The 25,556-nt window shown below is 56.3% G+C and carries 23 protein-coding genes and 4 pseudogenes; 14 read left to right on the forward strand and 13 right to left on the reverse strand.

Annotation, left to right across the window (positions count from 1 at the left end; all coding sequences use genetic code 11):
- Window positions 1-173: 173 nt before the first annotated feature.
- Entirely contained in the window at window positions 174-1,166 is a 993-nt protein-coding gene (locus NATPE_RS09275; RefSeq protein ID WP_015298976.1) for an IS5-like element ISNpe17 family transposase, read from the forward strand.
- Window positions 1,167-1,174: 8 nt separating this feature from the next.
- Here the strand turns inward: NATPE_RS09275 and NATPE_RS21320 are convergent, their stop codons facing one another.
- Window positions 1,175-2,896: an MBL fold metallo-hydrolase gene (locus NATPE_RS21320; RefSeq protein WP_006182392.1), complete on the reverse strand. Its 1,722-nt coding sequence runs from the start codon at window positions 2,894-2,896 to the stop codon at window positions 1,175-1,177.
- A gap of 1,265 nt (window positions 2,897-4,161) precedes the next feature.
- On the reverse strand, window positions 4,162-4,782 hold the full coding sequence (locus NATPE_RS22230; protein ID WP_152422604.1) for a DUF4267 domain-containing protein: 621 nt from the start codon (window positions 4,780-4,782) through the stop codon (window positions 4,162-4,164).
- A gap of 117 nt (window positions 4,783-4,899) precedes the next feature.
- Here NATPE_RS22230 and NATPE_RS09300 point away from each other — a divergent pair, with 117 nt between their 5' ends.
- Window positions 4,900-5,172 (forward strand): hypothetical protein, encoded by a 273-nt coding sequence (locus NATPE_RS09300; protein ID WP_006182394.1) that lies wholly within the window; start codon window positions 4,900-4,902, stop codon window positions 5,170-5,172.
- A 102-nt stretch (window positions 5,173-5,274) separates the two neighbouring features.
- Here NATPE_RS09300 and NATPE_RS09305 read toward each other — a convergent pair whose 3' ends face one another.
- A complete protein-coding gene (locus NATPE_RS09305) occupies window positions 5,275-7,017 on the reverse strand; it encodes a sensor histidine kinase (protein ID WP_006182395.1) in 1,743 nt (580 codons plus the stop codon).
- A 165-nt stretch (window positions 7,018-7,182) separates the two neighbouring features.
- Here NATPE_RS09305 and NATPE_RS21330 point away from each other — a divergent pair, with 165 nt between their 5' ends.
- Window positions 7,183-7,410: a MarR family transcriptional regulator gene (locus NATPE_RS21330; protein ID WP_006182396.1), complete on the forward strand. Its 228-nt coding sequence runs from the start codon at window positions 7,183-7,185 to the stop codon at window positions 7,408-7,410.
- Between the two features lie 57 nt (window positions 7,411-7,467).
- Here the strand turns inward: NATPE_RS21330 and NATPE_RS21335 are convergent, their stop codons facing one another.
- The 6 genes and pseudogenes from NATPE_RS21335 to NATPE_RS09330 form a co-directional block, all read right to left on the reverse strand.
- Complete coding sequence (locus NATPE_RS21335; protein ID WP_081597636.1) at window positions 7,468-7,674, reverse strand: HalOD1 output domain-containing protein; 207 nt, start codon at window positions 7,672-7,674, stop codon at window positions 7,468-7,470.
- Between the two features lie 10 nt (window positions 7,675-7,684).
- Window positions 7,685-8,620 (reverse strand): ArdC-like ssDNA-binding domain-containing protein, encoded by a 936-nt coding sequence (locus NATPE_RS09315; protein ID WP_006182398.1) that lies wholly within the window; start codon window positions 8,618-8,620, stop codon window positions 7,685-7,687.
- 177 nt (window positions 8,621-8,797) lie between these two features.
- Complete coding sequence (locus NATPE_RS21340) at window positions 8,798-9,304, reverse strand: hypothetical protein (protein ID WP_015298980.1); 507 nt, start codon at window positions 9,302-9,304, stop codon at window positions 8,798-8,800.
- The gene (locus NATPE_RS21345) at window positions 9,304-9,807 is read right to left on the reverse strand and encodes a winged helix-turn-helix domain-containing protein (RefSeq protein ID WP_081597637.1); all 504 of its coding nucleotides are present in this window, start codon (window positions 9,805-9,807) and stop codon (window positions 9,304-9,306) included. Before NATPE_RS21345 ends, NATPE_RS21340 begins: the two co-directional genes overlap by 1 nt.
- Before the next feature lie 505 nt (window positions 9,808-10,312).
- Window positions 10,313-10,453 (reverse strand): annotated as a pseudogene (locus NATPE_RS22235) (integrase core domain-containing protein); the annotation flags it as partial.
- 173 nt (window positions 10,454-10,626) lie between these two features.
- Window positions 10,627-10,851, reverse strand: coding sequence for a winged helix-turn-helix domain-containing protein (locus NATPE_RS09330; protein ID WP_006182401.1), 225 nt, complete (start codon window positions 10,849-10,851; stop codon window positions 10,627-10,629).
- A gap of 38 nt (window positions 10,852-10,889) precedes the next feature.
- On the opposite strand from NATPE_RS09330, the gene NATPE_RS09335 reads away from it, so the two are divergent.
- The 6 genes and pseudogenes from NATPE_RS09335 to NATPE_RS21355 form a co-directional block, all read left to right on the forward strand.
- The gene (locus NATPE_RS09335) at window positions 10,890-11,888 is read left to right on the forward strand and encodes an IS5-like element ISNpe2 family transposase (RefSeq protein ID WP_015298795.1); all 999 of its coding nucleotides are present in this window, start codon (window positions 10,890-10,892) and stop codon (window positions 11,886-11,888) included.
- Between the two features lie 293 nt (window positions 11,889-12,181).
- Window positions 12,182-12,706 carry a winged helix-turn-helix transcriptional regulator gene (locus NATPE_RS09340; protein WP_006180721.1) on the forward strand — a complete coding sequence of 175 codons (525 nt, stop codon included), beginning with the start codon at window positions 12,182-12,184 and terminating at the stop codon, window positions 12,704-12,706.
- A 121-nt stretch (window positions 12,707-12,827) separates the two neighbouring features.
- On the forward strand, window positions 12,828-14,033 hold the full coding sequence (locus NATPE_RS09345; RefSeq protein WP_006180722.1) for a YncE family protein: 1,206 nt from the start codon (window positions 12,828-12,830) through the stop codon (window positions 14,031-14,033).
- A 1-nt stretch (window position 14,034) separates the two neighbouring features.
- Window positions 14,035-16,023, forward strand: a complete 1,989-nt coding sequence (locus NATPE_RS09350; RefSeq protein WP_006180723.1) for a copper resistance CopC/CopD family protein — start codon at window positions 14,035-14,037, stop codon at window positions 16,021-16,023.
- A gap of 181 nt (window positions 16,024-16,204) precedes the next feature.
- Window positions 16,205-17,031: pseudogene (locus tag NATPE_RS09355) on the forward strand (sulfite exporter TauE/SafE family protein).
- Between the two features lie 12 nt (window positions 17,032-17,043).
- Window positions 17,044-17,801, forward strand: a pseudogene (locus tag NATPE_RS21355) (cation transporter); the annotation flags it as partial.
- A 24-nt stretch (window positions 17,802-17,825) separates the two neighbouring features.
- Here the strand turns inward: NATPE_RS21355 and NATPE_RS09365 are convergent.
- The gene (locus NATPE_RS09365; RefSeq protein ID WP_015298982.1) at window positions 17,826-19,067 is read right to left on the reverse strand and encodes an RNA-guided endonuclease TnpB family protein; all 1,242 of its coding nucleotides are present in this window, start codon (window positions 19,065-19,067) and stop codon (window positions 17,826-17,828) included.
- A 58-nt stretch (window positions 19,068-19,125) separates the two neighbouring features.
- Between NATPE_RS09365 and NATPE_RS23250 the strand changes: the two genes are divergently transcribed.
- Window positions 19,126-19,260, forward strand: coding sequence for a hypothetical protein (locus NATPE_RS23250; RefSeq protein WP_006180725.1), 135 nt, complete (start codon window positions 19,126-19,128; stop codon window positions 19,258-19,260).
- A gap of 123 nt (window positions 19,261-19,383) precedes the next feature.
- Complete coding sequence (locus NATPE_RS09370; protein WP_015298983.1) at window positions 19,384-20,610, forward strand: MFS transporter; 1,227 nt, start codon at window positions 19,384-19,386, stop codon at window positions 20,608-20,610.
- Between the two features lie 741 nt (window positions 20,611-21,351).
- Here the strand turns inward: NATPE_RS09370 and NATPE_RS09380 are convergent.
- Window positions 21,352-21,879 (reverse strand): DUF7342 family protein, encoded by a 528-nt coding sequence (locus tag NATPE_RS09380; RefSeq protein WP_006180717.1) that lies wholly within the window; start codon window positions 21,877-21,879, stop codon window positions 21,352-21,354.
- Window positions 21,880-22,195: 316 nt separating this feature from the next.
- Here NATPE_RS09380 and NATPE_RS09385 point away from each other — a divergent pair, with 316 nt between their 5' ends.
- Together NATPE_RS09385 and NATPE_RS23560 are read left to right on the forward strand one after the other, a co-directional pair.
- Window positions 22,196-22,651, forward strand: a complete 456-nt coding sequence (locus NATPE_RS09385) for a hypothetical protein (RefSeq protein WP_006180718.1) — start codon at window positions 22,196-22,198, stop codon at window positions 22,649-22,651.
- A 124-nt stretch (window positions 22,652-22,775) separates the two neighbouring features.
- Window positions 22,776-22,919: a DUF7563 family protein gene (locus NATPE_RS23560; protein ID WP_015298986.1), complete on the forward strand. Its 144-nt coding sequence runs from the start codon at window positions 22,776-22,778 to the stop codon at window positions 22,917-22,919.
- Between the two features lie 477 nt (window positions 22,920-23,396).
- On the opposite strand, the gene NATPE_RS21360 is transcribed toward NATPE_RS23560, so the two are convergent.
- The gene (locus NATPE_RS21360; RefSeq protein ID WP_015298987.1) at window positions 23,397-23,669 is read right to left on the reverse strand and encodes a HalOD1 output domain-containing protein; all 273 of its coding nucleotides are present in this window, start codon (window positions 23,667-23,669) and stop codon (window positions 23,397-23,399) included.
- Between the two features lie 227 nt (window positions 23,670-23,896).
- Between NATPE_RS21360 and NATPE_RS09390 the strand changes: the two genes are divergently transcribed.
- Window positions 23,897-24,175, forward strand: coding sequence for a PadR family transcriptional regulator (locus tag NATPE_RS09390; protein WP_015298988.1), 279 nt, complete (start codon window positions 23,897-23,899; stop codon window positions 24,173-24,175).
- Window positions 24,176-24,369: 194 nt separating this feature from the next.
- Here the strand turns inward: NATPE_RS09390 and NATPE_RS09395 are convergent.
- Window positions 24,370-25,363: pseudogene (locus NATPE_RS09395) on the reverse strand (transposase).
- Window positions 25,364-25,556: the final 193 nt, after the last annotated feature.

The following is a 25,556-nucleotide window of genomic DNA, read 5'->3' on the forward strand; positions in this document are numbered from 1 at the left end:
AGTATCATTCAAGCCACGTTCATCAAGTATTGTAGTAAGTTCGTCTCGGATCAGTGCACGGAGCTCTGCCTCTGATCGATTATTATCATTCCTTAGAGCAGCAATTTCTTCATCTATTGAGGATGTCATAGAACAGTTCTCATACCAGAGAGCAGGGTGAACGCTGAGGTGGTATGAGCCCAGCGACCCTGCAAGAGAATCCTACGGTAGAGACGTTCTTCAATGTCGTGGAAACTGAGACACTAGCGCTGTTTGAGCATCTCTCCTTCGAGTTTCTCGAAGAGTTCGACGTGTTCGCCCCGGCGCAGACGGGGCGAACACGAGTTCACAAACCACCCGAAATGATGCGTGGGTTTCTGCACTGCTACTACAAGGATATCTACGGCATTCGTCCGGTTGCACGAGAACTGAACAACACAGTCGTCTGGCTCAGCTGTGGCTTCGATCGACCGCCGTCCAGAGACGCGGTCGATCGCTTTCTCACCGATCTCGAACACGTCATCGACAAGATTTTCGACCACCTCGTCGAGCAGGCCGCCTTGCGCGGCCTGCTCGACTTGACCTACTCGATTGATTCGACAGACGTGAGAACGATGCCTGCCGATCCTGACGCATCGAAATGCTACGATCCAACGGCTGAAGAGTACTACTACGGCTACGGCTGCACGATCGTTTCGACCGGCTCGAAGATCCCGATTGCAGCGGAGTTCACCGAGAGCAAACAAGCACCAGAGGAGACGGCGATGCGCGTCACCCGTGACGCGCTCGCCGTCGCTAAACCGATATGGATGCTTGGTGACAGCGCCTACGATACACTTGACTGGCACGACCACCTGCTGGCCGCAGGGGTCGTGCCAGTCGCCCCCTACAACCCACGGAACACTGATGACCCGAAGGACATCGAGTACAGGGTCGAAGACCGCATCGAACAACACAGCGAGGACGTTCAGCTGAAGCAATCGACGCTAAACGAGACGTACAACCGCCGAACAGGCGTCGAACGAACCAACGAATCAGTCAAGGGCTGCGGCCTCGGGCGAACGCACGCCCGAGGCCGCGTCCACGCACGAGCACAGGTGTTCCTCGCGCTGTGCCTTCGCCTCGTTATTGCAATCACCAACTATGAACGCGGAGACAATCCGGGAAGCACGATCATCACGGTGTGACAAGAGTTCTATGACACCCTCTCATCTATTGCTTGAATCCGCCCAGAGAGCGTAGCGATTCGCTCTTCGGGCGGTTTCTCCATGTCGTTATCAACACTGCTAGTCGAAGAACCGTTCCTGTCTGTATCATCTTGTGTGAGTTCATCCGTTACGTGGTTTGAATCGTCTTCGTCTGCAGGCCGAATCTCAGCTTGCGAATGGGCGACGTCATCTTCGCCTTGGACTGTGATGAGATTTTCACTGGATGGGTACACCGGAATGGGGGAATGCATAGCTGCACGAGTTACGATATCTGCTGAGACATTGCCGTCAAGATAATTGACCATCGGGCGCTGATTTTCTGGATCACCATGTACAAGCGCAACGTGATTGGCATCAACCTTTCGGGCGAATTGAAGGAGTGTGTTACGAGCCGCATGCCCACTGAGTCCAGAGACAGTATCAACCCAATCAGTGGGAACATTAAGTGTGTACGTCGACGGACCATCTGTTTCCTCTGAACTCATCTTCTCGCCTGACGAGAAGTTCTCGTCAAAGTCATTCGAGATTGGCCAACATGAAACCGAGACAGTTGCTATATCACCTTCTGCTTGCTGGAGATCGTAACCGGGCGTACCAGGTGCTTGATAACCAGTAAAGAGGATACGGGCCTCGTCGTAGTTTTCGACCAATTCAAGGAGATAAGCAGGTGACAGACCTCCAGTAAGCATCCCTGAAGGGCAGACAATGATTGGGGCCGTATCTGAAGTGAGTAACTCACGGCGATCACGAGCGTGTGAAGGGCGTTGAGCAATTTCGGGAACAAATGGTTCGAAGTCAGCAGCATTTTCCACGTAGTTCATCACGCTCTCGTTGATGTAAGCTGGTGACGTGTAGGCGTGATAGCGATCCGTCGCGTCTGTTGCCATCCCATCATAGATGATTTGTAATTTCTCCTGGGTCTCTTCTGGGAGGGTCCGCCAACGCTCTCGGAAAATCTGGAGAATTTCTTGAGCGCGTCCGACCGCAAACGTCGGGATTAAGACAGGGATTCCTTCCTCAATACAGGAAATTGCAGTGTTATAGAGTTCCGTTCGAGCGTCTTGGAACGAGTCGTGGGTGTCTCGGTTGCCATAGGTCGATTCGAGGAATAGCGTGTCTGCACTTGGTGGATCTTCAATATCGTGAAGATGAGCTGACCGTCCGCCAAGATCACCCGAAAAGCATACTCGTCGACCGCTGGCCTCTAATGTCACCCAAGCACTTCCGAGGAGGTGACCAGCATCACCAAAGCAATACTGAAGATCTTCGTCTTGCGTTCTGATGTGTTCTCTGACGCGACCACTACGATAACCGTTTAGAGGCTCAAAGCGGGCAAGTACATCCTCGACATCATTCCGTGTAAAGCGGCTGTCCCGGCCGGGCTTCTTTGCTTCTTCCTGATGAATTTTCAGCGAATCGTGTAAGAGGACGTGAGTCAGTGCGGCAGTCCCCCTCGTACAGATGATCTTTGCGTCCGGAGCGAGCAAATTTCGACTTTCGAGGACGGGAAGCCCGCCAGAGTGATCAATATGAGCGTGTGTAAGGAAGACCGCATTGATCGATTCAGGTTCAAGACCGCAGAGATCGGGGAATTGTCCGTTTTTGCCCTGCTTGAGACCGCAGTCAACGAGATACGTTCCCTGTTGGGTTTCCACTTGGTAGCAACTACGACCAACTTCGCGTGCTCCACCTCGTGGCAAGACAACCATCGGATTCTCACCATCGACACTATCACTTACGTCTATTGGTGAGGGTGGGTCATTGTCTCCATCTTCGTCTATTCCGTGATCTTGGGCTTCGTTAGTGGTATTTGTGCTGTGAGTCATAGGAGATTAAATTAGCTTCCGAGGATCTCTTCGGCGTGGAACCGTTCTCGTGTCTGTGTCTGTCCGCTGAACGTCACCGATTCGATCAGGTCAGAATCTGCGAATGCCGGAAGGAAAGAATTGAAGTCCTGGACTACGGGAGAGAGCGGACGGATATTCTCGCTCGAATCGGATACACGACGCGCTTGCCAGATACCCGGTGTTGCGTCTAATTTGTTATGCGATTCTGCCTCTGAGGTGGTATAATACTGGCATCGACTGGCTTGCCGTGTCGTATTCTGGCCTGTTCGAGCAGGCTTTGCTGTTACTTCGTCGACTCGTATAAGCTGGAGTGGGCTTCTGGACTGGCCAGGGAGTGCGTCCCCGAGGTCATCTCGGACATTGTGTGCGGACAGCGAGGAATCTTTCTGGAAATATGCCAGAGTCATTTCACCGTTCTCGTTATACAGTTCAGGACTGACACCATGTTCACCGCTATTCGAGGTCAGATATCGGGGCGGGACTTCGACAAAGACAATGTCTGATAACTTCAGTCGATCCGGATCTGCGTCGCTCTCCGTATCAAGATAGTCAACAATAGTCTGGAGTTCATTCGTACAGTGACGTCTACCCCAAACTGTTGCTCCATCTGGAGCGCGTTCAGCGGGATTGTCGAAGTAAATTCTCGTCTCAGGAATGTATGGGGTATCTACGGGTTGTTGAACTTCCACCGGGTAAGACGGTTCTTGGTATTCGGAATGTGGTTGGTCGTCGCTCTGAGTTCGATCGAGTTTCACCGTCGCTGTCACGGGGAATACTGTTGTAGGGAGGGACTGGAGGACAGCAATGGGATCCTGTTCTTGAAGCAGTATAGCGCGTTCCCGCTCTGACAGAGCGCTAGATGCTGTGTTGGAATTTCCATTCATTGTTCTATGAGGACTCGTCTTCTCGCACCCGTTTCCACGAATGCCAGAACACGAGTCAACTATTCTGGACAAGTGAATGAATATACTAAATTCTTATCCTTAAGAGTGTCCGTGATATTAGATAAGTTGGCTGTAACAGATAGAGAAAGCTTGGAAACAGTGACTGGTAGTCGGTGCTATAGAACGGCTCTCACACCTACTATCAACTGCTCTAATTCGATAAGTACAGGCCCTGTACTTATTTCATGCTAATAATTGCGAAGCGGTAATCCAGAATAATATAAACAAGACTGTCGCCGTCCATTTGTTGATTCGAACACCAAGGGCATCTCCTACAATCCTTCTTGTATATGGCATTCCGATGATAGCTGCAAACAATAGCAATATGCCGACAGCAATGTTACTTGACGCCAAATATAGGACACCGAGCAATAGCGCAATTCCACCGAACAAATATGCTATCCCTTTCAGTAGCAGACTGCCTAATTCAGGATTTTTGTTATTTTCATCTAGATTCAAAGTATCACCATTTATTACTAATTGTAGGTCATCAACAACCTCGGTCAAATTACTTATCACAAAGAATTCCGGCTGACCATCTTTACGCTTGATACGTAGACGGTCTCGTAACCCACCATTTGTTAAACTAGATTTCACACCATTGCTGAATTTCTCTTCTATGCCTATACTTTCAATATATTTTACAGGAATGTAGAGTTCATTCTCACCAGTTAGTTCATCCACTTTATTTGGCGAGGATTTGACTGCTTCAGGTGTGATTGTGAGTATACCACCAATAGCCCGGTCTTCGGACTGCGTATAGTTCGCATTAATTTCCTTCAATATTGTCTCTTCGTTAGTCATACCCAAACTGCTTGAAACTCTCACTACTTAGTATTGATTCCGTGATATCCAACCGACCGAAAGCAGCTTGGGCGGAAGTTTAAACAGCTGTCTATCAAAACTGCATACAGAACTACAATGGCTGGCATTACAGATCCACGGCCACCACTTCCGGAGTGGATTCTCGAGTGCTACGATCGGCTGTGTACGCAGGCATGTCGGCCAGATGCTGGCGAAGACAGTGTTCCACTGATCGACTACGACGACGCCGTTGACGTGCTGATCTCCGATTCAGAGTTAGCACTCGAGCAACGGGACGTCGAGCATGCACTTACCCGCCTCCTCGAACGAGGCTACTTCTACGAAGTTGAAGACGAACTTCGGATCACATCCCCAGAAGAGCAGTGTTGACGGCTCTTCGAAGAGCTATCCTGCGTATCGATAGATCAACGCACTATGCCGAACTCGAGCCACTGCACTCGACTCGAGTCGGTCTTCCACCTCCCCGCCCCATTATCGAACTTGGCCAGAGGAGACGTCTTCGCTTTGCTGGAGATCTATCTCATACTCTTCGAACACGGACTCGAATCCCTCGTCGACAACCTGCTGGACAAGCTTCGCGAACGAACGTCGATTATTTGGCTCCTCAACGAGCGACCGATACGTGCTCTCGAAGTGACGCCCATGCGAGGGCCGATCCCGACTTGAGGTTCCGTGAGCGGCTTCGTGCAACATCACGAGATACAGGTCGTGCATCCAGACCGCACGCTGGCGGCTCGTCACCGCCGAGTCGGTAATCACGATGTATGTCCTGCCGTCGGTCCAGGCATCGGCACTCGCCTCGCCGTAGTACACATCTCGCTCGATCCCAAGTTCTCGTACGAGCACTCGAGCGAAGCGGAGATAGCGCTGCTGATCAGCGTTCAACTGCGATTCATCCTCGACGCGATGATAGCCAGTCCAGACGCCCTCCGACTCTGCTTGTTCGCCGACATCGAACGTCTCCGGTACCGCTATCGATGTATCTTCGTCATTGGCGAGATCGCGAAGCCGTTGGGTTGCTGCATCGCTCGTGTCGAGGACGACGTAGCCACGCTCGACGAGCTTGTCCGCCCTTTTCTGGGCTCCATCGACCCATCCAATCTTTGGGGCCGCCTGGATCTCCTCGAGGCTGATACGGGACTCGGTTGCCAACTGGAACAGCTTGCGCTCGGCCCACTGCTCGTCCGATGCATCACTGCTGTCGGATGCCATCGCTTCGATCATCACCTCCCGACTCTCGGCAGTCAGCCGGTCGTCCGAGACATCCGCATACAGATCGTCACGTGCCTGCTCAAGTGCATCGTCGATCCGCTGCCAACGGTCACAGCCTGACTGGATGTCGTTGCGCGCAAAGTTCAGCATCAAGTTCCCCTTCGAGACGACGACTCCGCCGAGTCCGTACTCGCGTTTCGTCGTCACGTACAACCCGTTACTGTAGATATCGAGTCCCTCGTGGGGTGTGTATTCGAGTGCGAGGATCGCATCTTCCGTTTTCCGTGTGATCGACGGATGTGGGGAGTCAGCCACCGCTTCGAATGGATCGCCCTTGTCAACCGGCTCGCCATTGATCACGACCGAGACGCCGGTTCGTGACTGCACGTACGCGAAGCGCTTGCGAAGATCGCGAACGTAGCGCCGCCAGCGGTAGCTGTCCGGGTCCGGCACTTCGTCTTCGTAGTGATCGATCTCGACGAGCATCCCCTCGAGATGATGTTCAGCGTCCACGAGTTGGCCATCGCGACCGCTGACGTCTGCCCACGGCCCAGAGTCGCGTCGATCTCGGTAGTCGAAACACAATGCGGTGTCGTGACTCCAGATACGAACGGCACCCTTCGCGATGATCGCGCCCTTGCCGATGCCCCACTCGCCGATTGTCTCGTCGTCCGACCGTTGCTTGCTTCCCGCACCAAGCACCGAAAGGTTGCGTCGTCCCTCGGTCGACTCGAGGTCAACGCCAGCACCGTCGTCGAGGATGATCGATCGCTCGGGTGAGATGCTGACCAACACACGGGATGACCCAGGACTGTCGATGCCGTTTTGGACCGCTTCACGGATCGCGTCTGTGAGATCCGCCATCTGGTCTTCGATAAGGTACGTTGCGACCCGCTCGTCAGCCGTCATCGTCACGGTCTCGTCAGCCGATGGCTGACTGGCCGGCCTCGAGTCAGTCGCTTCGTTCGTCGCGAACTCCGATAACGTCGGATGATCTGTCATGGTGTCCACCCATCTGGCACCACACAAACCGAACCGTGCGGTCACTTGGGAACAGGAATGAACTCTGGTTCAACCTGACGTAGTCTTCTGGTGTTCTCGAGGAATGAGCCGAGTTGCCGAAGCGAAACGACCTATAGCGTCTACTTCGAAGAAGTACTACAGACAGTGAGCAGCGCAAAAGAACGGCTCGAGGACTTGCCACCGAGTGCGAAGTTGGTCTACAAGACGCTGGAATTCGAGGGAGAGTGTACACAGAAAGAACTGGTCAAAGAAACTCGACTCTCATCTCGGACTGTTCGATATGCGATCTCTCGGCTTGAGGAAAAGGAGTTAGTTGAGCAACGAGTGTCCTTTCGAGACGCCCGTCAGAAGCTCTATTCGCTTGCGGAGTAGCCAATAGTTCACGTGGACTCTGGAAACCCTTTGACGGCCTTGTCTTGGTAGCCTGTTCTACGAAGTTTTGAGTATGGCCACATCGGATGGTGTCACCACTACATGGAGTTCGCCAACCGAGAGTCGAATCTCGAGATTAGTATCGGTCTGTGGGCCCGTCGAGTCCACAAGCCGCTCGAGGGCTTCGGCGTCGATCATCCGCTGGAGTTGGTACTCGTCTCGATCGAGGCCCTGTTCCTCGAGTGCAGTGATGATCTCGAGCAGAAGCGGTCGATCACTCGTTGTCGATCACCTCGCTGACGATGTCGATGATCTCTTGGGCGGTCGAACTGATCCGCTCGAGACGGTCAAGGATCGTCTCCGGTTCGTCACCGTGCCACGTGGCAAGGTAGAATGCTGACCCACTGGTATCCAACTCGAAGTGCCGCCCAACGATGTAACCGACCGCTTCGGCCTCGAGTTCACGTTTCGATCGCTCAGCCTCGTCGTCGACGCCGCTGTGTAACAGCGCATGGGCGTACTCATGAACGAGCGTGACGGCGAGATCAGCATTGTTCTCGCGATCTCGGACGGCGACGCGTGGCCGTTTCGCTGGCCGATACTGGCAGACGCCCTTGGCGTTCCCATGCGACCAGTCCTGGGGTGGCACGACCTCTACATCTACCTCGAGTGGGTCTGCTGCCACGAGGAGTGCGGGGAGTAACTCGTCAGCTTGTCCCCTGGCTTCGGTCTCGAGGTCGGGCAGTGGCTCGCCGTCAGTCTGTGAGATATCGAAGACGGGTGCTGGCCGAAAGCCAACGAGTCCTTTTTCCCAGCTGTCCGGAGGGGTTTCATCGTATTCACAGTCACTGCGCTCGTGATACGACGGCGAGTTTCCGCAGTCAGGACACTGCTTTGCGATGATCGGCGCCCAGATCCAGATCGCTGTCTCCCCTTCTTTCACGTGCCGGTCAAACTCGTTTTGCCACGTTCGATAGCCGGCAACGCGCGTTGCCTGCGGACACTGGAGCTTAATCAACAGCGTGTTTCGGTGCGAGTAGTCGTGGAAGCAACTCTGGACGTCCAACCACTCTGTGAACTGTTCGCTCGAGACGGCGTCGTCGACTTGGTTGATGAGGTCCTGGATCCATGCCTCGATCGTACTGTGCATCTCGTCGTGCCGGGTGTCCGAATCATCGAACGTTTCCCGGGAGCTGCTGCTCGTAGCCATGTTCGATCACTGCTTCCCGAGTCGGATCGAATCGAACTGAACTCGAGAAGACCGCCACCCCTCAGGGGTCTCAAAAACACGTCTGGCTCGAGCAGCTGAAGAGCTGTTAGTTAAGCAGTTGTGTGGATCTCTACAGGCGGAACAGGTCGGATGTGTTGGGGCCAACCCCGTGACGGTTCACTTGGTGACAGAGACAGATGAGTCGAGTCCAGCAGGGTGTCCGTTCTCCCACACAGCTGAGACTGCATCTGGAAGAGCTGCAAGCCTGTGTGCGACGACATCAAGCGGATGTGAGTCAACAAACTGCGCCGGTTGATGAGTGACAGCCATTGAGCCATCGTTGACTTGCAAATGAACTGGCCCAAGGTCGTCATGCGTATCGTCCTGATGCCAGCCGACAAGTAGGTTTTGTTCTGGTTCGATCCAGTTGAACCAGTAGTACTCGTATGGGTCTCCGGTCTGCAGCTGAAAGCCGATCTCGATGCGAGCTACTGTTGCTGGATAGTTGCCGTCGCCAAGGTACTGTCGTGGGTTTACTTCGCCGACGACCCGATACGGGCCAGCTTCACGCGGTTCGGAACGTCGTCGACGAACATTGTCGAACTCGCTGCTGAGTCGATTCTGGATACGGTCGTGAAGCCGCTTACTCTGCAAGTTCTTCCGGTTAGCGAGAAAGACAGCCATTAGACGAGTGCCGAGTGTGAGTCTGTTTTGGGTGAGGAGAGTTCAACCACATCACCATATAACTGCAATGCATGCTTCACGAGCCCGAGTTCCGTGTTGATCGACTCCCACGTCGCGATCACGTTGCGGCGTTCACGAAGCTCGTCGGCCGAGAGTTCGTCTGCAGCGAATTGCTCCCGAAACTCGTTGAGTGACTGGACGGCATACTCGTCTGCCAACTCTTCCTGCTCTTGTTTCAAATCTGTGAGTTGACTCTCCAGTTCGTCGCGTGAATGCTTCTCGATCAGATTGGTGACCTCATCGAAGAGCATCCGAACAGGATTCAGATCATACGCTTTTGTTCCATTGACAGTCGTCTCTGTAACCCAGTCATCGCTCTGCAGTCGCTGGAGTTCATCGTCGGCTGTTGCACGTGAAACGTTCGCCCGGTCTGCGATTTCCTGCACTGGCGTAGGCTCCTCCAATAATTCTACGACGTACCGGATACGCTCACGGCCACTCATGTCTTCCCTCCATGACCTTGGATTTGATTCAGCCATCGTACTACCACTTGTACTATGCGACTCAAATAATTTTCTCTAGCTCAAATAATCATACAGTAGCGATAGCGGTCTAGTACCTGAACTGTGCTTTTCGTGGTGATTTTCCATTGCAATCGGCTATTCTGCTGCAGACTCGTTCCGGTGGACGAATCGGAGTTGACTTCGGGTTGCCATCGATTTCTCCGGCGCGAGTGCGCCGGCATCCATCACCGGCGCATACCAACTTCTGCGGACGGGGTGGTCTGGCGTCTCATTACGGTTCTGTCACTCTCTGTACCAGGTGGGATACATCTACAGGTTCGCCTATGGTGTTGGACTCGCCCTGCTCGAGAATCACTCTCCTCAGAGTGAATCATCTAACTGTTCACACTGTCCATATTGAGGTCTCCCGAATCGACAAGTACAGGCAGATACCATCTGTTTGAGGTGCGTTAGTACAAAAATAGATCGCTCTTGGGGGCACTGTCTAGTTTAGCACCTCCGCTGGCATCTGTCTGTTGAGTGACTGGTGCGGTCGCTGTGTGTTGTAGTAGTGTACAAATTGTTCAAGCCATTCTCTGACGCTCGCCCGACTGCCCACCCACGAAGTATGGAAGCGGTCGATCCGGCTCTGTTGAAATCCTTTAGCGTTGACATTCAGAAGAACCACTCTTCCCACCGAGTTCCGCGGATTCGATGCGAAACTAGCTTCTGAGCAAATCGCAAGACGACAAGAGGGTTTCAACAGAGCCGTCTATAATGTAAAATACAGATGGTAAATAATCGAATAGTGGAGCTCGTCTACTCACATGCAGTGTGTTTTGATTCCGTTATTTTGTACAGGCTTTGCCGAGCATCGGCGAAGTATATGTCTTCTTCAACGATTCCTATCTTTTTGAGTCGTTTCAGCGCATATCGGACTGTACGGGATGCGAGAAGGGTTTCCTCGACGAGTTCCTTCTGCGTCAACTCTTCTTCGCTTTCCAAGACTTTGTAGACGAGTTTAGCACTGGGCGAGCGTGTCATAGAAAGCGTCACGTACGAAGCAGCAGGGTGCGGAAAGTGTGTCCAGCACAACCGCGACCCTGCAAGACGTTGCTTCGGTCGATGAGTTTTTGAATGCAGCGGCTACGGAAACAGTTCCGCTGTTTGAGTATCTTGAGTTCGAGTTTCTACTGGAGTACGACGTGTTCGCCCCCGCTCGCCGGGGGCGAACACGAGTTCACCAGCCACCTGATCTCTTTCGCGCCTTTCTCCATTGCTACTACAAGAACATCTACGGAACACGCCCAGTCACGCGAGAACTCCAGCACGGCCTTGTCTGGTACTACTGCGGACTCGACAAACCGCCATCGAGAGACACCATTGACCGGTTTCTCACTGATCTCGAACACATTATCAACGATGTCTTCGACAGGCTCGTCGAGCAGGCCGCCGTCCGCGGCCTGCTCGACTCGACGTACTCTATCGATTCGACGCACATCGAGGCGATCCAGTACAACGACGCTGCCTCATGGAACTACGATCCAACAGCCGAAGAGTACTACTACGGCTTCGGCTGTACGATCGTTTCAACCGGTGCAAAGATCCCGATAGCAGCGGAGTTCACACAGGCCAAACAAGCAGACCAAGAGACGGCGATGCGCGTCACGGGTGACGCGCTCGCCGTCGATACACCGATCTGGATGCTTGGAGACAGCGCCTACGACATCCTCGATTGGCACGACTACCTGCTGACCGCAGGAGTCGTGCCAATCGCTCCGTACAACCCGCGAAACACTGACGACCCGAAAGACATCGAGTACAGGGTCGAAGACCGCATTGAGGAACACAGCGAGGACGTTCAGCTGAAACGATCCATCTTGGACGAGACGTTCAACAACCGGACAGGAATCGAACGAACCAACGACGCAGTCAAGGACTGCGGCCTCGGGCACGTCCGCGCCCGAGGCCGCGTCCACGCACGAACAGAAGTGTTCGTTGCGCTATGTCTTCGGATCGTCATTGCAATCACCAACTACGAGCGAGGACACGATCCAGGACGTGAGATGCTCAAGCTATGAGTTGGATTCTATGACACGCTCCTGGGCGGCAACTCTGACATATCTAGTTCATTTTCCGACATTCAATGGATGCGTCACCATCTAGCGCGAATCCACAAATCATCTGTGGTCCTCTCTTTGAGGGATAGAGCGCTGTTAGAAGGCTGTGGAGAACTCACCTCAAGACACGCCCATTAGTAGCGAAGCGGTAGTTAAACCATCCAGCGCCGCATTCCCGGGTGATAGGAACCAGCAGGCTTCGTTATGGCGTCGACACTGCTAGTGAACGCTATCTCACGGGACGAGAAATACCAATGTCAGACACACGTCGACGAATCGAGCGTCACGTCCATGCGGACGCTGGCATCCACTTCAACGAACTCGTCAGAACGTCAGCGTTCGCCACGGGGCAGATCCAGTATCACCTCCGCAAACTGATCGACGACGACAAACTCGTCTGCGAAGGGCATTATGGCCGGACTCACTACTACCCCAGGACGTACGATGCACAGGAGCGGGCCGTACTGGCGTTGTTTCGGCGAGAGACCAGCCGCGAGATCGTGTTCTATCTGATCGAAGACGAGCCCGCCGACCCGGAGACGGTTGCTGATGCCCTCGATATCGCCAGAAGTACCCTCGAGTACCACCTCGAGCGACTGGTCGAACGGGAGGTCGTTTCGAAGCGGTACGGAGAGCGCAATTGCGTCGAGCTTTGTCTCGAAAACCATGAACAGACAGGACGGTTGCTAGCGACGGTCCAGCCCACGGCCCCAGATCGTCTGGTAGACCGGTTTACCCGACTCATCGATGACCTGCTAGAGCGGAATCCCGAACCGTGATAGGGCCGATCGGCTGAGTGGTTCGATGACCTGATAGTCACGATAGGATCCCGGCGACTGACCGAACTATATTCGAAAATCGCACCACAATCACAATTACCTTGGCGACAGTATTCCCGATATGGACCGATCCGTCGATCGACGGCAATTTGTACAGGTACTGAGCGGCGGCCTCGGGATCGGACTCGCTGGCTGTACCGGTGGTAATGGGAACGAGAACAGTGGCGAGGACGGTGACGAGAACAGTACCGGGAACGGAACCAACAACGAGGGGAGCGCCGGACTCGCCTATGCGTTCGGTCCGGAGACGATCGCCCTGATCGATCCGGCCGAGGGCGAGGTCGTCGACGAGATCACTGACGGCGTTGAGGGCTACGCATACGGTGACGCCGTCGTGACGAACGACGGCAGTCACCTCTTCGTCATCGAGACGTCGGCCTCCCAAGTACTTGTGATCGACCTCGAGAACCGCGAGATCGTCACTGAAGTCGCGATGGGACCCGCTGGAACCCACATGTACCACCCGAACGATGAGGAGATGTGGGCTCACTCCGACGACGAAGGGACCTTTTACGTCATCGATACGACGGACCACGAGGTCGTCGAGACCGTCGAAGCCGGCCTCGATGCCGAGGGTCACGGCAAACTCCTCTATCACGAGGACTTCGGCTCGACGGGGTACGCGACGAACGTCAACGACCCGGCGGCACACGTCATCGACATGGACGCCTACGAACGAGTCGACTCCATCGAACTCGGCGACGAAGGTGGCACCCACTATAAGGGCTACAGTCCACAGACTGGGCTCGCCTACTTCGAGCGCTCGGGCGGCGTCGGCGCAACCGCCGTGGTCGACACCGAGTCCAACGAGGTCGTTGACGAACTCGAGCTCACCGGCGGAATGTATCTCACCCCCGACGAGCAACTGCTGGGGAACATCGGCGAGGAGGAGATTCGCTTCCTCGACGCAACGAGCGAGGATAGCGAGGAGGTCGGCGCTGTCGCCGTCGAGGGCGGCCCCGACGCCCTCGAGTACTACGAAGCCGACGGCACGCTGTACGGATTCACCGCGAACACGATGAGCCCCGACGCGACCGTCGTCGACATCGACGCGTTCGAGGTAGTCGACCGAATCGACGCCGGTGAGATCGAACGTCCAGAGGACGCGCACAGCATCCACCGATCCGGCGTCTCGGGCGACGGCTACTTCTTCACGCCCGCAAGCGCCGACGGCACCGTTGCGGTGATCGACATGGCGAACCAGGAGCTGATCGAGCACGTTCCCGTCGAGGACGGCGTCGACACCGTCCAATACGTCCCCGAGTAGCATGAGTTGTACTGAATCGCTCGCACACGGCTTTGCAAGCCGACGCCGGCTGTGGCTGTTCGCGCTCCTCGTCGTCGCGGTCGTCGTCTCGGCGAGCGTCGCGACGCCGGTCGCGGCCCACGCCTACCTGAGCGATTCAGATCCCGCCAACGGCGAGCAGGTCGAGGCACTCCCCGACGAGATAACACTCACCTTCTCGGGTGACGGCGTCCAGACCGCTGACGTCACGGTCACCGGCCCTGACGGCGCTGACGTCAGCGGCGACGCCACGGTCGACTCCGACGACTCGCAGCTCGTACACACGCCGCTCGAGAGTGCCACCGACGGTGAGGCGGCCGAGGGGATGTACAGCGTCCAGTGGGAAATTCTCGCCGACGACGGCCACACGGTGACCGGATCGTTCGTCTTCAGCGTCGGCGACGAACCGCTCGACCGGGACGCCGTCCTCGAGGCATACGCGGACGACGAGACGGATGAGGGGGTGCCACCTGGTGAGACCGCCGCCAAGGGATTGTTGCTGGTCGCACTCGTCGGTCTCGTCGGCGGTCCGATCACGGCCGGAGTCGCCGTCTACCCCATCGCCGATCGCGTCGGCTCGTCGACGCGGTCGGTCGACCGACGACTGAAACGGCTACTCGCCGTTGCAAGTGCGTTACTATTCGTCGCCGTCTCCGCACTCGGACTCACTCGAGCGACGACGGTCGGATCGCTCTCACCGACGACCATCCTCGAGTTCGCCGGCATGCCCCTCGGCCGAGCGTGGCTGGTTCAGCTCGCCCTCGCTGCCGCCGTGCTGACCCTCCTCGGAGCCGCCGTCGTCGGTAGGCTTCCCCGACGCGTCTGGCTCGGCGGCTCGCTGGCCGGAGCGCTCGGGGTCGGTGCGGCCGTCAGCTGGGGAAGCCACTCGGCGACTGCGATCGATCGCCTGCAGGGGACGGTCCTCGACTTCGCGCACGTCGCCGGCGCGGGGCTGTGGGTCGGCGGCCTGGTCGTCCTCGCCCTGGTCGTCCCGCTCTTGCTCCGCGAGACGGCGCCAGCCGACCGCACGAGCGCCGCCGCGAGTGCGATCCGACGGTACTCGCTGCTGGCGCTCGCCGGCGTGACCCTCGCGGTCGCGACGGGACTCGGACTCGCCTCCTGGCACGTCCCGTCTCTCGCGGCGCTCGGCGAGAGCGTCTACGGTGCCGCCCTCTCGGTGAAGACGTTGCTGGTCCTGCTAGGGCTCGGCCTGGGTGGATTCACCAGGCTCGTCCTCCTCCGGCGACTCGAATCGCCCGACGGCGCGGATCGCGACGGGGTCCTCGGCAGCGTGCTGGGCGGCGCCGGGACGCGAATCTGCGAGGACGGCGGTCAGTCCGCCGACGGCGCAATCGCCGTCTTCATCCGCGCCGTTCGATTCGAAGTTGCAATCCTCGTCCTGATCGTCCTCCTCTCGGGACTGCTCACGTCCGTCCCGACGGCAGCCGTCGTCGGCGGTGACGACGGCCCCGGAACGGCGACGATCGAGCGCGAGGGCGATGTCGATCTCGAACTGACCGCGACGCCCGCCGACCGTGAGGCGAACGACGAGCGCTTCCGTCTGCAACAAGGGGAACCGGTCGTCCTCGAGGTCGCGTTCACAGACGGCGACGACTACCTCGAATCAGAACGGGTCGTCCGATTGCTCGCCGAGAGCGAGGCCGGTGACAGGTTCCAGATCGAACTCGACGAGACCGAAGACGGCACCTACGCGACCGTCCAGACGCTGCCGTCGGACGGAGACTGGGAGCTACGGATTACCGGTGAGCCCGGCGGCGAGTTCGTCGCCCAAACGGTCGACGCGCACGTGGAATCCGATGCCGGTACCCACGACCACGACGAAACGGACCACAGCACTGGCAGCGACGCCTCGCCGTTCGCGACACTGCTTCAGTTCGGGGCCGTCGCGGTCGGGGTGGTTGGCTCGGTCGCAGTGGCCGTCGAGGCGACGCAGTTCCGGAAGCGGTCGTAACCGCTGCCGGCCGGTGGTCGCGGACGACGGTCGGCGTTCGGTCGGTCGGGCGGTTGGCGGGCGGTTGGCGGTCGGGCGGCCGATCGAAGTCGAAATTGAAGTCGAAGTCGAAACGCACAACGTCCGCAGGTGTGTAGACAGAGACGAGACTGACCGTCGAACGATCGAAATCTGAGACACTATGGATCCCCTCACGCTCTTTGGCACCGACGTCGTTCTCTTCGTCGTCATTGGACTCCTCGCGGGCGCCCACTGTATCGGGATGTGCGGACCGCTCGTGACGCTTTATTCGAGTCGGATGGGCGGGACCGCGACCGACGGCGGGACCGCACCGTCGACCGGAGCGGCGAGCGGACGCCGGAGCCACTTCACGGTCCACGAGGTAACCCAACACGCGCTGTTCAACCTCGGCCGGGCCGCCAGTTACACCGTGCTGGGGGCGGCGTTCGGGGCGCTCGGTGCCGCCGTCGTCCTGACGACCGACCAGTTGACGCCGATCGTCGACGCGGTCCGCGGCGGGATCGGCATCGTCATCGGCGGCTTCGTCGTCGCGACCGGCGTGTACTACCTGCTCGGTCGGACGACCGGCGGCGTTCACCTGCCGGGACTCGAACGACTCACCGGCTGGTTGACGGGGTACGTCGATCGGCTCGCGAGCGGTCCTGGGATCGTCGGACTTGCGTACTCCACGGCCTGTTGCCGTGTCCGGTCCTCTACCCGGCGTACCTCTACGCGTTCGCCATCGGATCGCCGACCGGCGGGGCGGTCGCGCTCGCGTCCCTCGGCATCGGGACGATTCCCGCGGTCTTCGCCTACGGGACGGTCATCGAGGCCGTCGACGTCGTTCACCGCCGCCGGGTGTACCGCCTGCTCGGTCTCGCATTCGTCGTCCTGGGGTACGTCCTTCTGGCACACGGGCTGATGAGCGTCGGAATCCACCTGCCGCACCCGGAACTCCCGTTCTACGACGGGATCGACGCGCCCGCAGCGGGCGGACACGGCCATTAGACTACTAGTACGATGACTTCGAACTCGCCGACCGACGACGGCTGTACGCTGTGTGATCTCCCGGTCGAGGGAAGCGACGTGGTCCTCAACGGAGAGCGCTTCTGCTGTGTCGGCTGTCGCGACGTCTACGAGGCCCTCGACGACGTGGCGGACGTCGACGCCGAAGACGTCCGCGCGGGGCGGACGGGGACCGACGAGGACGACCGCGATCACGAACCTCACCCGGCCATGTGACGAGGTTCCTCGAAGTCGACGGGATGTACTGTACGTCCTGCGAGGCGTTCATTGAGTCGGTCGCGACGGCTACCGAAGGCGTCAGCCACGCCAGTTCGAGTTACGTCACCGACACGGTGCGGATCGACCACGATCCTGACGCCGTTTCCGTCGACGACCTGAAGGCAGAGATCAGCGGCCTCGGCTACAGTGCCTTCGACCGCGACGATGCCTTCAGCCGCCGGCGGGCGGACGACTGGGAAGTCGGTCGAATTGCCGTCGGCGCCCTCATGGGAATGGCCGTGATGATGCAGTATCTGGTGATTATCTATCCTACCTACTTCGGCGGATTGTTCTACGACGAGCGGACGACGCAGTTCTTCGAGGAAACCCTCGCGAGTTCTCTCGCGACGCCGTTTTACCTCATTATCTTTGCGCTCACGACGATCATCCTGTTGGTGACCGGGAAACCGATCTTGCAGGGCGCCTATGTCGCCATCCAGACACGCACGCCGAACGTGACATCCTCGCCCGCCGTAAACGGCGGGGCTTCCTACAAGGGAAGACTCGCGTTGGAGGTTTTAGGACCCGAAGGCCGCAAGCGTCGTCTGTCGGGATTGCCGACTCGGCGTGCGGTGTCCTGTGGCCGTGTCACAACGGCTCCCATCCCGAGGCGAGTCATCGCGTTCCGATTTCCAAGGAACACTCTCTCCCCACGGGTCAAAGCGACCGGCGATGTTCGCGGCCGCGTTGATATCTGCCTGATACTCCGTGACCCAACACTCCGCGTTCGTACACTTGAACTCGGCTTGCGACCCACGACTTCCGATGTGCCCGCACTCGTGGCAGGTCTGGCTCGTGTAGCGTGGGTTCACGAACCCGACCGGAATACCGGCTTCGAGAGCCTTGTCCTTGATGCGGTCGGTGAGGCGAGCGAACGCCCACGAGTGCAAGCGCCGGTTCATGTACTTCCCGTAGTCCAAGTTCTCGCGGATGTACGACAAGTCCTCGAGTACGATTACCGGGTCCTCGAAAGACTCGGCGTACTCGACGGCTTCGCGAGACGCCTTCTCGACGATATCCGTGAGCGCGTTCTGGTAGTGGTCGAAACGTTCGTCGATCCGCCACTGGGCGGCGTCACGTTCCTGCAGGCGCTTGAGGGTCGTGTACATCTCCTTGCGGAGTGCCCGCGCACGGCCGCCGTCGTAGATGTATGGTTGGGTCGGAGTGTCGTTCTGACAGGCACAGCCCGTCAGAAGCTTAGACTCGCCAATATCGAAACCGATTCGAGTCGGATCGTCCGGCGTCTCTGGTTCGGCTACGTCGTACTCGACGGTGACGTGCAGCACCCAGTTCGTTCGGTACTGTTGCAGTCGGAACTCACCGACCGACACGTCGCCGTTGAGCAGATCGAACCACAGCGATTCCTGCTCGGGGTTAATTCGAAGTGGAATCCAGAACGCGTTGCCACGTCCAGCCTGTGGAACGCGCCAACAGAACTCGTACGCACGCTCGTCGGAGTGATCGATTCGGAAGCCACGGTTCGTGAATCGAACCGGGTGGTCGTCCCCGAGTTCCGAGGTGTTGTACGTCCGGCGGAGTTGTGGGACGTAGCTCTTGAGCGCGTCCTTGGCGTAGGACGTGAGCGTGTACGGCGTGACGATCTCGTTGACTGCGTTCTGCGTATCCGCGCCACTCTCGAAGGCATCCTCAAGGGCGCGGCGGTAAGTCGCCACAGTGCGCTCGAGACGTTGCTCTTTGCCCGTAGTGGGTGGCGCGAGAGTAGCTTCGAGCGTTTTCGTGGCGGTAGTTTCAGCGACCATTCGACAGTACAGGCTACGACCGCAACCCACATAAACCACACGGGTAGTACACGTATGTATGGGTACAGAAATCAGATTCGAGGTAGACGACGAACAGTACGAGCGACTGAAAGCGATCAAAGACAAGCGCGGCTACACTTGGAAGGGGCTGATGCTCGAAGGTGTCGAAGCGTTGGACACCGGGGAGCCATAACAGGGCGAATTGAGACACGAACTCGTCGGGCACGCGCGTTGAGATCGTTCCCATACCATCGTATATAATGTAGACAACCGCTTCGGTGCCATTTTCCTACTCGAGTTCTAAGAGACACTATCATTGAGATCACGCTACTCTAGCCCGCTTGCTGACCTCGACCAATCACAGACAGTCATCATCATCTTTGCGAGCACGCTCGTGAGCGTGATGGGCGTCTCCCTCATCAGCCCAGCACTGCCGACGATTCAGACGGCGTGGAACATCTCGGCGAGCCAAGCGAGTCTCCTCGTCTCTGCATTCACCTTGCCCGGCATCGTTCTCACGCCGTTCGTCGGACTCATCGCCGACCGTGTTGGTCGCAAGCGTGTGCTCGTCCCCTCGCTGTTCCTGTTCGGCGTGAGTGGCATCGCAGTCGTGTTCGCCGAGGAGTTCACGACGCTTCTCGGGCTCCGCGTCGTACAGGGAACTGCCGGCAGTGCTATCATGAGCCTCACCGTGACGCTGCTCGGGGACCTGTTCTCGGGCGAACAACAGAGTCGCCTTATCGGACTGAATGCAGCGATCCTCGCCATCGGCGCGGCTGGCTACCCCTTACTGGGCGGTGGCCTCGCACAGCTCTCGTGGGCCGCGCCGTTCGTCTGCTTCGCACTCGGTATCGTCGTCGCCGTTGCCAGCTCTGCGGTGCTCCCTGAACCCGAGAGCAGCGTGGGTTCATCCGGACTCTCGTACGTCGCTAACGCAGCACGATCGATCCCAACACGGGCGGCCCTCGGATTGTACGTGGCTATTTTCGGCATTTTCTTCGTTCTCTATGGCGCACAGCTCACGCTTGTTCCGTTCGTTCTCGACGCATCGTACGGCCTCTCCTCCGGAACGATCGGACTGTTGCTCGGACTTCCGGCGGTGACGATGGGGGTGACATCTTCACAGTCGTCCCGTCTCATGCATCACCTTTCACCCCCGCGGCTCATCACACTCGGGTTTGTGACCTACGGTATCGGGATGACGATTGCTGCGGTAACCAACTCGATCGTCGTCCTCGCCGGCGCACTGTTTCTGTTCGGTATCGGTCAAGGATTCGCGGAACCGATCACCGACACGGCGTTGAACATGCTCGCGCCCGATGCGTTCCGCGGTGGAATCATGAGTATCCGAACGAGCGTGCTGCAGTTCGGAACGACCCTCGGCCCACCAGTGTTCGTTGCCGTCGCCTCGATCGTGGGCTACACCGATACACTCCTCCTCGCCGGTTTCGTTGCCCTCGCTCTCGGGGGTTCCGCGTTCGGCATTCTCTCCCTCTCAGAGGCTGGGCGGGAGACTCACCGTCGCCCATTCACAAACGAGTGATCGATCCGCTCTACGAGCGTGTCTCGGTCCCGAGCACGGTCGCCTTGCATCCACGAAAATCGGACGTAGATGGCCTGTTGGGCACTCCACATCAACTTCGGTCCGGACGTCTCCGGTGGTGCGATGTTCCCGTTCCTCGAAGCGTTCACCGCACTCTCGGAGGGGATCTCCGTTGCGACCGGTGGCGCGTCGGCGATCCCCGATGCATTGATGACTTTATATTCTGATGGACTAACCTGTTTGGCAACCTCGTTAACTTAGTTGGGATTTCTATTACTTCTTAGGGGCTACTCAATAGAGATTTCCACAAGCTTCTCTGGAAGACTTTGGAGTCGAGTTTCGACGACTGATAGCGGATGAGCATCTAGAAATGTGGCTTCCTCTCGGTCTACGCACCCATTTGGATAATCAATCTGGAAGTGACACTGACCTAAGTCTGAATGAGTATTGTCCTGGTGCCACCCGCAGGAAAGGCCACGTTCGGGTTCAACCCACTGAATCCAGTAGTGGCTCCAGTCCTGCCGAAACATGAATTCGATTTCGACTCGAGCGGTCGTCGACGGATACGACTGCTGGAGAAACTGCGCAACGTCAACATCAGCATGGATCTCGCGGGGTCGGTTTTTGGAGGGGAGATACTGGACGTCAGAGAACTCCGGTTGCGTACTCAGTCGTTGATGAATTCGCTTGTAGACACGCCGCTTGTCGTACGGATTCCCACCGCTGGTGAACCGTCCCATTTTAATCCGCGTATTGGGGGTGATTGGAATCCGAAGCGTGACTCTGTGCCGAGAGATCGTCGTACAACCCGAGAGCGTTCGTGATTAGCTGTCGGTGGTGGTTATTCTCTTCCCAGTAGGTGATGACCTTTCGGCGATCTCGGATTTCCTCTGGCGGAAGTTCCTCGCCGAGCGATGCCTCGAGTTCCTCGAGAGAGTCGACGTCGTACTCGCGCTTCCAGTCTGCAATTTCTGCGGCGATTGCTTCGAGTTCGTCTCGCAGTTCGTCTTTCGTGTTCTCGACAACGAGCTCCTGGATGTGATCGAGATATGCGCGCATCGGATCGATTTTGTAGAGCGTATCCCCGTCGACTGTAACGACAGTCAACTGTCCAGCGTCGACAAGTGACTCGAGATGGGATTTCGCCGTTTCCCAGGAGCCAACTTCTGCTTGCTCTTTGATCCAATTAACTGACCGCGGCTTGCGGAGTGTGAGAGCAACGTCCTCGATCCGATCGCGGGCGGTCATCGTTTCAGTCCAGTCATCCATGGGCTTGCTCAAGAGTTTGACCTGCGCACCCTTATAGATTGAGAATGGTTCGTTATATTCGAGATTAGTTAATGTCTTATCGTTGAAGAGTCCCATCTAGAATGGGAATAAGTGGCTCTGTTGAAATATTATTAATTCGACGATTTCGCCGCTGGAACAGCCACTAAGTAGGACTTCGAACATACCGCTGGATTTCCTACCAGTAGCAGATGATGTTCTAAGCGTCGTGCAAGATACAGGGCGCGTATCTCGCACAGACAATCTGGATCGATCAGTACCGATCAATTTTATCACAGTCTATTGACTGTCGTATAATATGAACCGGCGCTCGTATCTCGCTCTCGGGGTTACTATCGGTCTCTCTGGCTGTCTTGAACGCCTCGATCAAGAAGTCTATCTCGGTGCGTTACGTCTCGAAAATATTGCTGAGACAACTCAAAGTGTCGATATACAGGTGCGAAAAGACGGAGATCAAGTTCACGGAACTACTGTGGAGATCCCCGGTATGGAAGACGACGATAACGTGTTGAACACGGAATTCGTAGAGTGTGCGTGGCCGAACGACGAACCCGGCGAATTTGAAATCACTGCGCGTCTGACCGGAGATGACTCGTGGGTAGAAACAGCATCAGACGATTCGAAAGGCGATGACCCCTGTCAGATGGTGTTTCTACGCATTGAAGAGTCTGGAATACTCGGGTTCAGCTGGGACGACTGTGAGCGCTACGAAGCAGAGACTCCAGATACCGTCTGTAACTACGGAACTGAATGAGCGCGGCCCTCAGAATCAATAGGCCAGGTCCCGACGGGCGATGGCTGGCAAGATCGCTCTGTTTAGGCGAACTACGTAACACTCAAGGATGCTGAATCCTGAATATCGAAACTAACCAATCAACATGCCTGAATGTTCTAACTGTGGAAGCCATGTTACCTCAGCCTTCGTCCGTGTCTTTGCCGTTGATGAGAATAACGTCCACGGATGTCCCTCCTGTATGACCTACGCCGAGATCTCAGACGGTGAGTCAGCAGAAGAGACGTAACAATTTAAGAAACGAACCAATGAAATCTGAATTCGTTCTTCCAGCTCACGGCCTTGAACATGGTCATATTCCAGGCCCTGCTGGCCATGCACCACGATTGGCGGTGACATTTACTCGAGCGGGGCTCTGTGTCCACGAAGAAGGAAATCCAGACGCATATCTCCTGGCGAAAGATCCAGTCGAGACCCAGCGCTGATCGCGAAAGATCGTCGCCAGAGCCCCGTTACAAACGGGCGGCTCTGTTGAAACCCTCTTGTCGTCTTGCGATTTGCTCAGAAGCTAGTTTCGCATCGGATCCGCGGAACTCGGTGGGAAGAGTGGCTCTTCTGAATGTCAACGCTAAAGGATTTCAACAGAGCCTCTATTTTTGATTGAGAGCCGCTATAACTGTTATGTGATGAATTGGGTGACCGTCATCAACTGCTCAGTCTAGGGCAAGTATTGTGCGCTCTACGGCTATTAGCGGGGGCCAAGCGTTTACCCTGTTTTCACGAACTTCGCATTACCGTTCTGCTCGACAGTAATCCGATACCTGTGATAACTGAACGTGACCTCCATTTGGGCTTCTGGTGCCGGTGGATTAGAAAAGAGTTCATTAAGAGTTCCATCAATACAGTCGTAGATCGTGGGTAACTCGGTAGAAGTTGCTCCTTCAAAATTCATGATCGCTTCAATTACCTGTACTGAAGGATTCTCGTCATCTGGGTCAAGTTCTCGATTGATAACTTCCCTATCAGGTTGATCAGACATTGCGGTACAGTCTATTGTGAATCGCTGGTATAACTGTTCAGATAGGAAATCATGAGACTATCGTTGAAATAATCTCTCAAATGAGTTTATTAGTGGTTTGACGACTCTAAATCGGTCAGTAAGCACGTGTAGTGTGCAGTAGATTCACGTGAATAATTCTCTAAAGAAGTGGATTTCAACAGAGCCAAACGGGCAGTTTTATTCTTGTGAACGATAAATTCACTCTCATGTATGATATAACAGCTTTCCAACGCGACTTGCTGTACGTCATTGCTGGCCACGAAGAGCCTCATGGCTTGGCGATAAAAGATGAACTCCAAGACTACTACGAAGCAGAGATCAACCACGGACGGCTCTACCCAAATCTCGATACGCTCGTCGAGAAAGGGCTGGTCAAGAAGGGGACACTCGACAAACGGACGAATTCATACACGATTACCGATCGGGGATATCGAGAACTCGAGGCCCGCCGTGAGTGGGAAAGTCAGTACGTCGAAGACGTATAGCAGTAGATAGTAGCCCGATTTCTTTATTCAGAACTCTGATTGAAACTGAATCGGGCGGTTCAGTAACTACGTGTGCGAACTGAACGACGAAAAATCCTTACTGCTGATAGCCGTTTGATTGGTATGGGAAAGTGGTTTCGAGTATGGACAAAAATACACCACTATCAAAAGACAAGGGTGTCATAGAAGACTTCTCACACCGTGATCACGGTACTTCCCGGATTGTCTCCTCGTTCGTCGTTGGTGATTGCGACGACGAGGCGCAGACACAGCTCGAGGAACACTTGTGCTCGCGCGTGGACGCGGCCTCGGGCGTGGGTGCGCCCGAGGCCGCAGTCTTTGACTGATTCATTGGTTCGTTCGACGCCCGTACGACGGTTGTACGTCTCGTCTAGGGTCGATTTCTTCAACTTGACGTCCTCGCTGTGTTCCTCGATACGGTCTTCAACCCTGTACTCGATGTCTTTCGGCTCGTCAGTGTTTCGCGCGTTGTATGGGGCGACTGGCACGACCCCTGCGGCCAGCAGGTGGTCGTGCCAGTCGAGCGTGTCGCAGGCGCTGTCACCAACCATCCACATTGGTTTCTTGACGGCGAGCGCGTCACGTGTGACGCGCATCGCCGTCTCTTCTGGCGCTTGTTTACTCTCGGTGAACTCGGCTGCAATCGGGATCTTTTGTCCGGTCGAGACGATTGTACAGCCGTAGCCGTAGTAGTACTTGTCCGCGGTGGGATCATAGCAGTTTGACGCATCTTGGTTGGCAGGCATCGCTCTCACGTCGGTCGAATCGATGCAGTAGGTCAAGTCGAGCAGGCCGCGGCGGGTGGCCTGCTCGACGAGTCTATCGAAGACATCGTCAACGACATGTTCGAGGTCGGTGAGAAATCGATCGACCGCCGTCGAGAGACGCGGTCGATCGAAGCCACAGCTGAGCCAGACTATCGTGTTCTGAAGCTCTCGCTCAACGGGACGGATACCGTAGATGTCCTTGTAGTAGCAGTGGAGAAAACCACGCATCAACTCTGGTGCCTCGTGGTCTCGTGTTCGCCCCGTCTCCGCCGGGGCGAACACGTCGAACTCTCTGAGAAACCCGAAGGAGAGATGCTTCAAACAACGCTAGCGTCTCTGTCTCCACGACATTGAAGAACGACTCTACCGAAGGATCATCTTGCAGGGTCGCTGAGTACATGCCACCTCAGCATTCACCCTGCTCTTTGGTGTGGTAACTGTTCTATGACGCCCTCAGTAGTTGCCAATACGCTTTCTTTATACGCTGAACAGGCGCAATACCACGGCCTGAAGGCCGTGGATACGCGCCGTCACTCCGTGACTCATTCCACAGTCCCCGACAGGGCTGGATATTCTATTGTTCTTAATCCAAA

Origin of the sequence: Natrinema pellirubrum DSM 15624 (assembly GCF_000230735.2) — an archaeon.
Lineage (GTDB): Archaea > Halobacteriota > Halobacteria > Halobacteriales > Natrialbaceae > Natrinema > Natrinema pellirubrum.

Excerpts from the sequence above, each read along its gene's own strand:
- NATPE_RS09345 (WP_006180722.1), top strand. The coding sequence starts at position 12,828 with ATGGACCGATCCGTCGATCGACGGCAATTTGTACAGGTACTGAGCGGC.
- NATPE_RS21360 (WP_015298987.1), bottom strand. The coding sequence starts at position 23,669 with ATGTCTGATCAACCTGATAGGGAAGTTATCAATCGAGAACTTGACCCA.
- NATPE_RS09390 (WP_015298988.1), top strand. The coding sequence starts at position 23,897 with ATGTATGATATAACAGCTTTCCAACGCGACTTGCTGTACGTCATTGCT.
- NATPE_RS09340 (WP_006180721.1), top strand. The coding sequence starts at position 12,182 with ATGTCAGACACACGTCGACGAATCGAGCGTCACGTCCATGCGGACGCT.
- NATPE_RS09305 (WP_006182395.1), bottom strand. The coding sequence starts at position 7,017 with ATGACAGATCATCCGACGTTATCGGAGTTCGCGACGAACGAAGCGACT.
- NATPE_RS23560 (WP_015298986.1), top strand. The coding sequence starts at position 22,776 with ATGCCTGAATGTTCTAACTGTGGAAGCCATGTTACCTCAGCCTTCGTC.
- NATPE_RS09300 (WP_006182394.1), top strand. The coding sequence starts at position 4,900 with ATGGCTGGCATTACAGATCCACGGCCACCACTTCCGGAGTGGATTCTC.
- NATPE_RS09350 (WP_006180723.1), top strand. The coding sequence starts at position 14,035 with ATGAGTTGTACTGAATCGCTCGCACACGGCTTTGCAAGCCGACGCCGG.
- NATPE_RS09385 (WP_006180718.1), top strand. The coding sequence starts at position 22,196 with ATGAACCGGCGCTCGTATCTCGCTCTCGGGGTTACTATCGGTCTCTCT.
- NATPE_RS09365 (WP_015298982.1), bottom strand. The coding sequence starts at position 19,067 with ATGGTCGCTGAAACTACCGCCACGAAAACGCTCGAAGCTACTCTCGCG.
- NATPE_RS21345 (WP_081597637.1), bottom strand. The coding sequence starts at position 9,807 with ATGAGTGGCCGTGAGCGTATCCGGTACGTCGTAGAATTATTGGAGGAG.
- NATPE_RS21320 (WP_006182392.1), bottom strand. The coding sequence starts at position 2,896 with ATGGTTGTCTTGCCACGAGGTGGAGCACGCGAAGTTGGTCGTAGTTGC.
- NATPE_RS09380 (WP_006180717.1), bottom strand. The coding sequence starts at position 21,879 with ATGGATGACTGGACTGAAACGATGACCGCCCGCGATCGGATCGAGGAC.
- NATPE_RS09330 (WP_006182401.1), bottom strand. The coding sequence starts at position 10,851 with ATGACACGCTCGCCCAGTGCTAAACTCGTCTACAAAGTCTTGGAAAGC.
- NATPE_RS09275 (WP_015298976.1), top strand. The coding sequence starts at position 174 with ATGAGCCCAGCGACCCTGCAAGAGAATCCTACGGTAGAGACGTTCTTC.
- NATPE_RS21340 (WP_015298980.1), bottom strand. The coding sequence starts at position 9,304 with ATGGCTGTCTTTCTCGCTAACCGGAAGAACTTGCAGAGTAAGCGGCTT.
- NATPE_RS09315 (WP_006182398.1), bottom strand. The coding sequence starts at position 8,620 with ATGGCTACGAGCAGCAGCTCCCGGGAAACGTTCGATGATTCGGACACC.
- NATPE_RS23250 (WP_006180725.1), top strand. The coding sequence starts at position 19,126 with ATGGGTACAGAAATCAGATTCGAGGTAGACGACGAACAGTACGAGCGA.
- NATPE_RS22230 (WP_152422604.1), bottom strand. The coding sequence starts at position 4,782 with ATGACTAACGAAGAGACAATATTGAAGGAAATTAATGCGAACTATACG.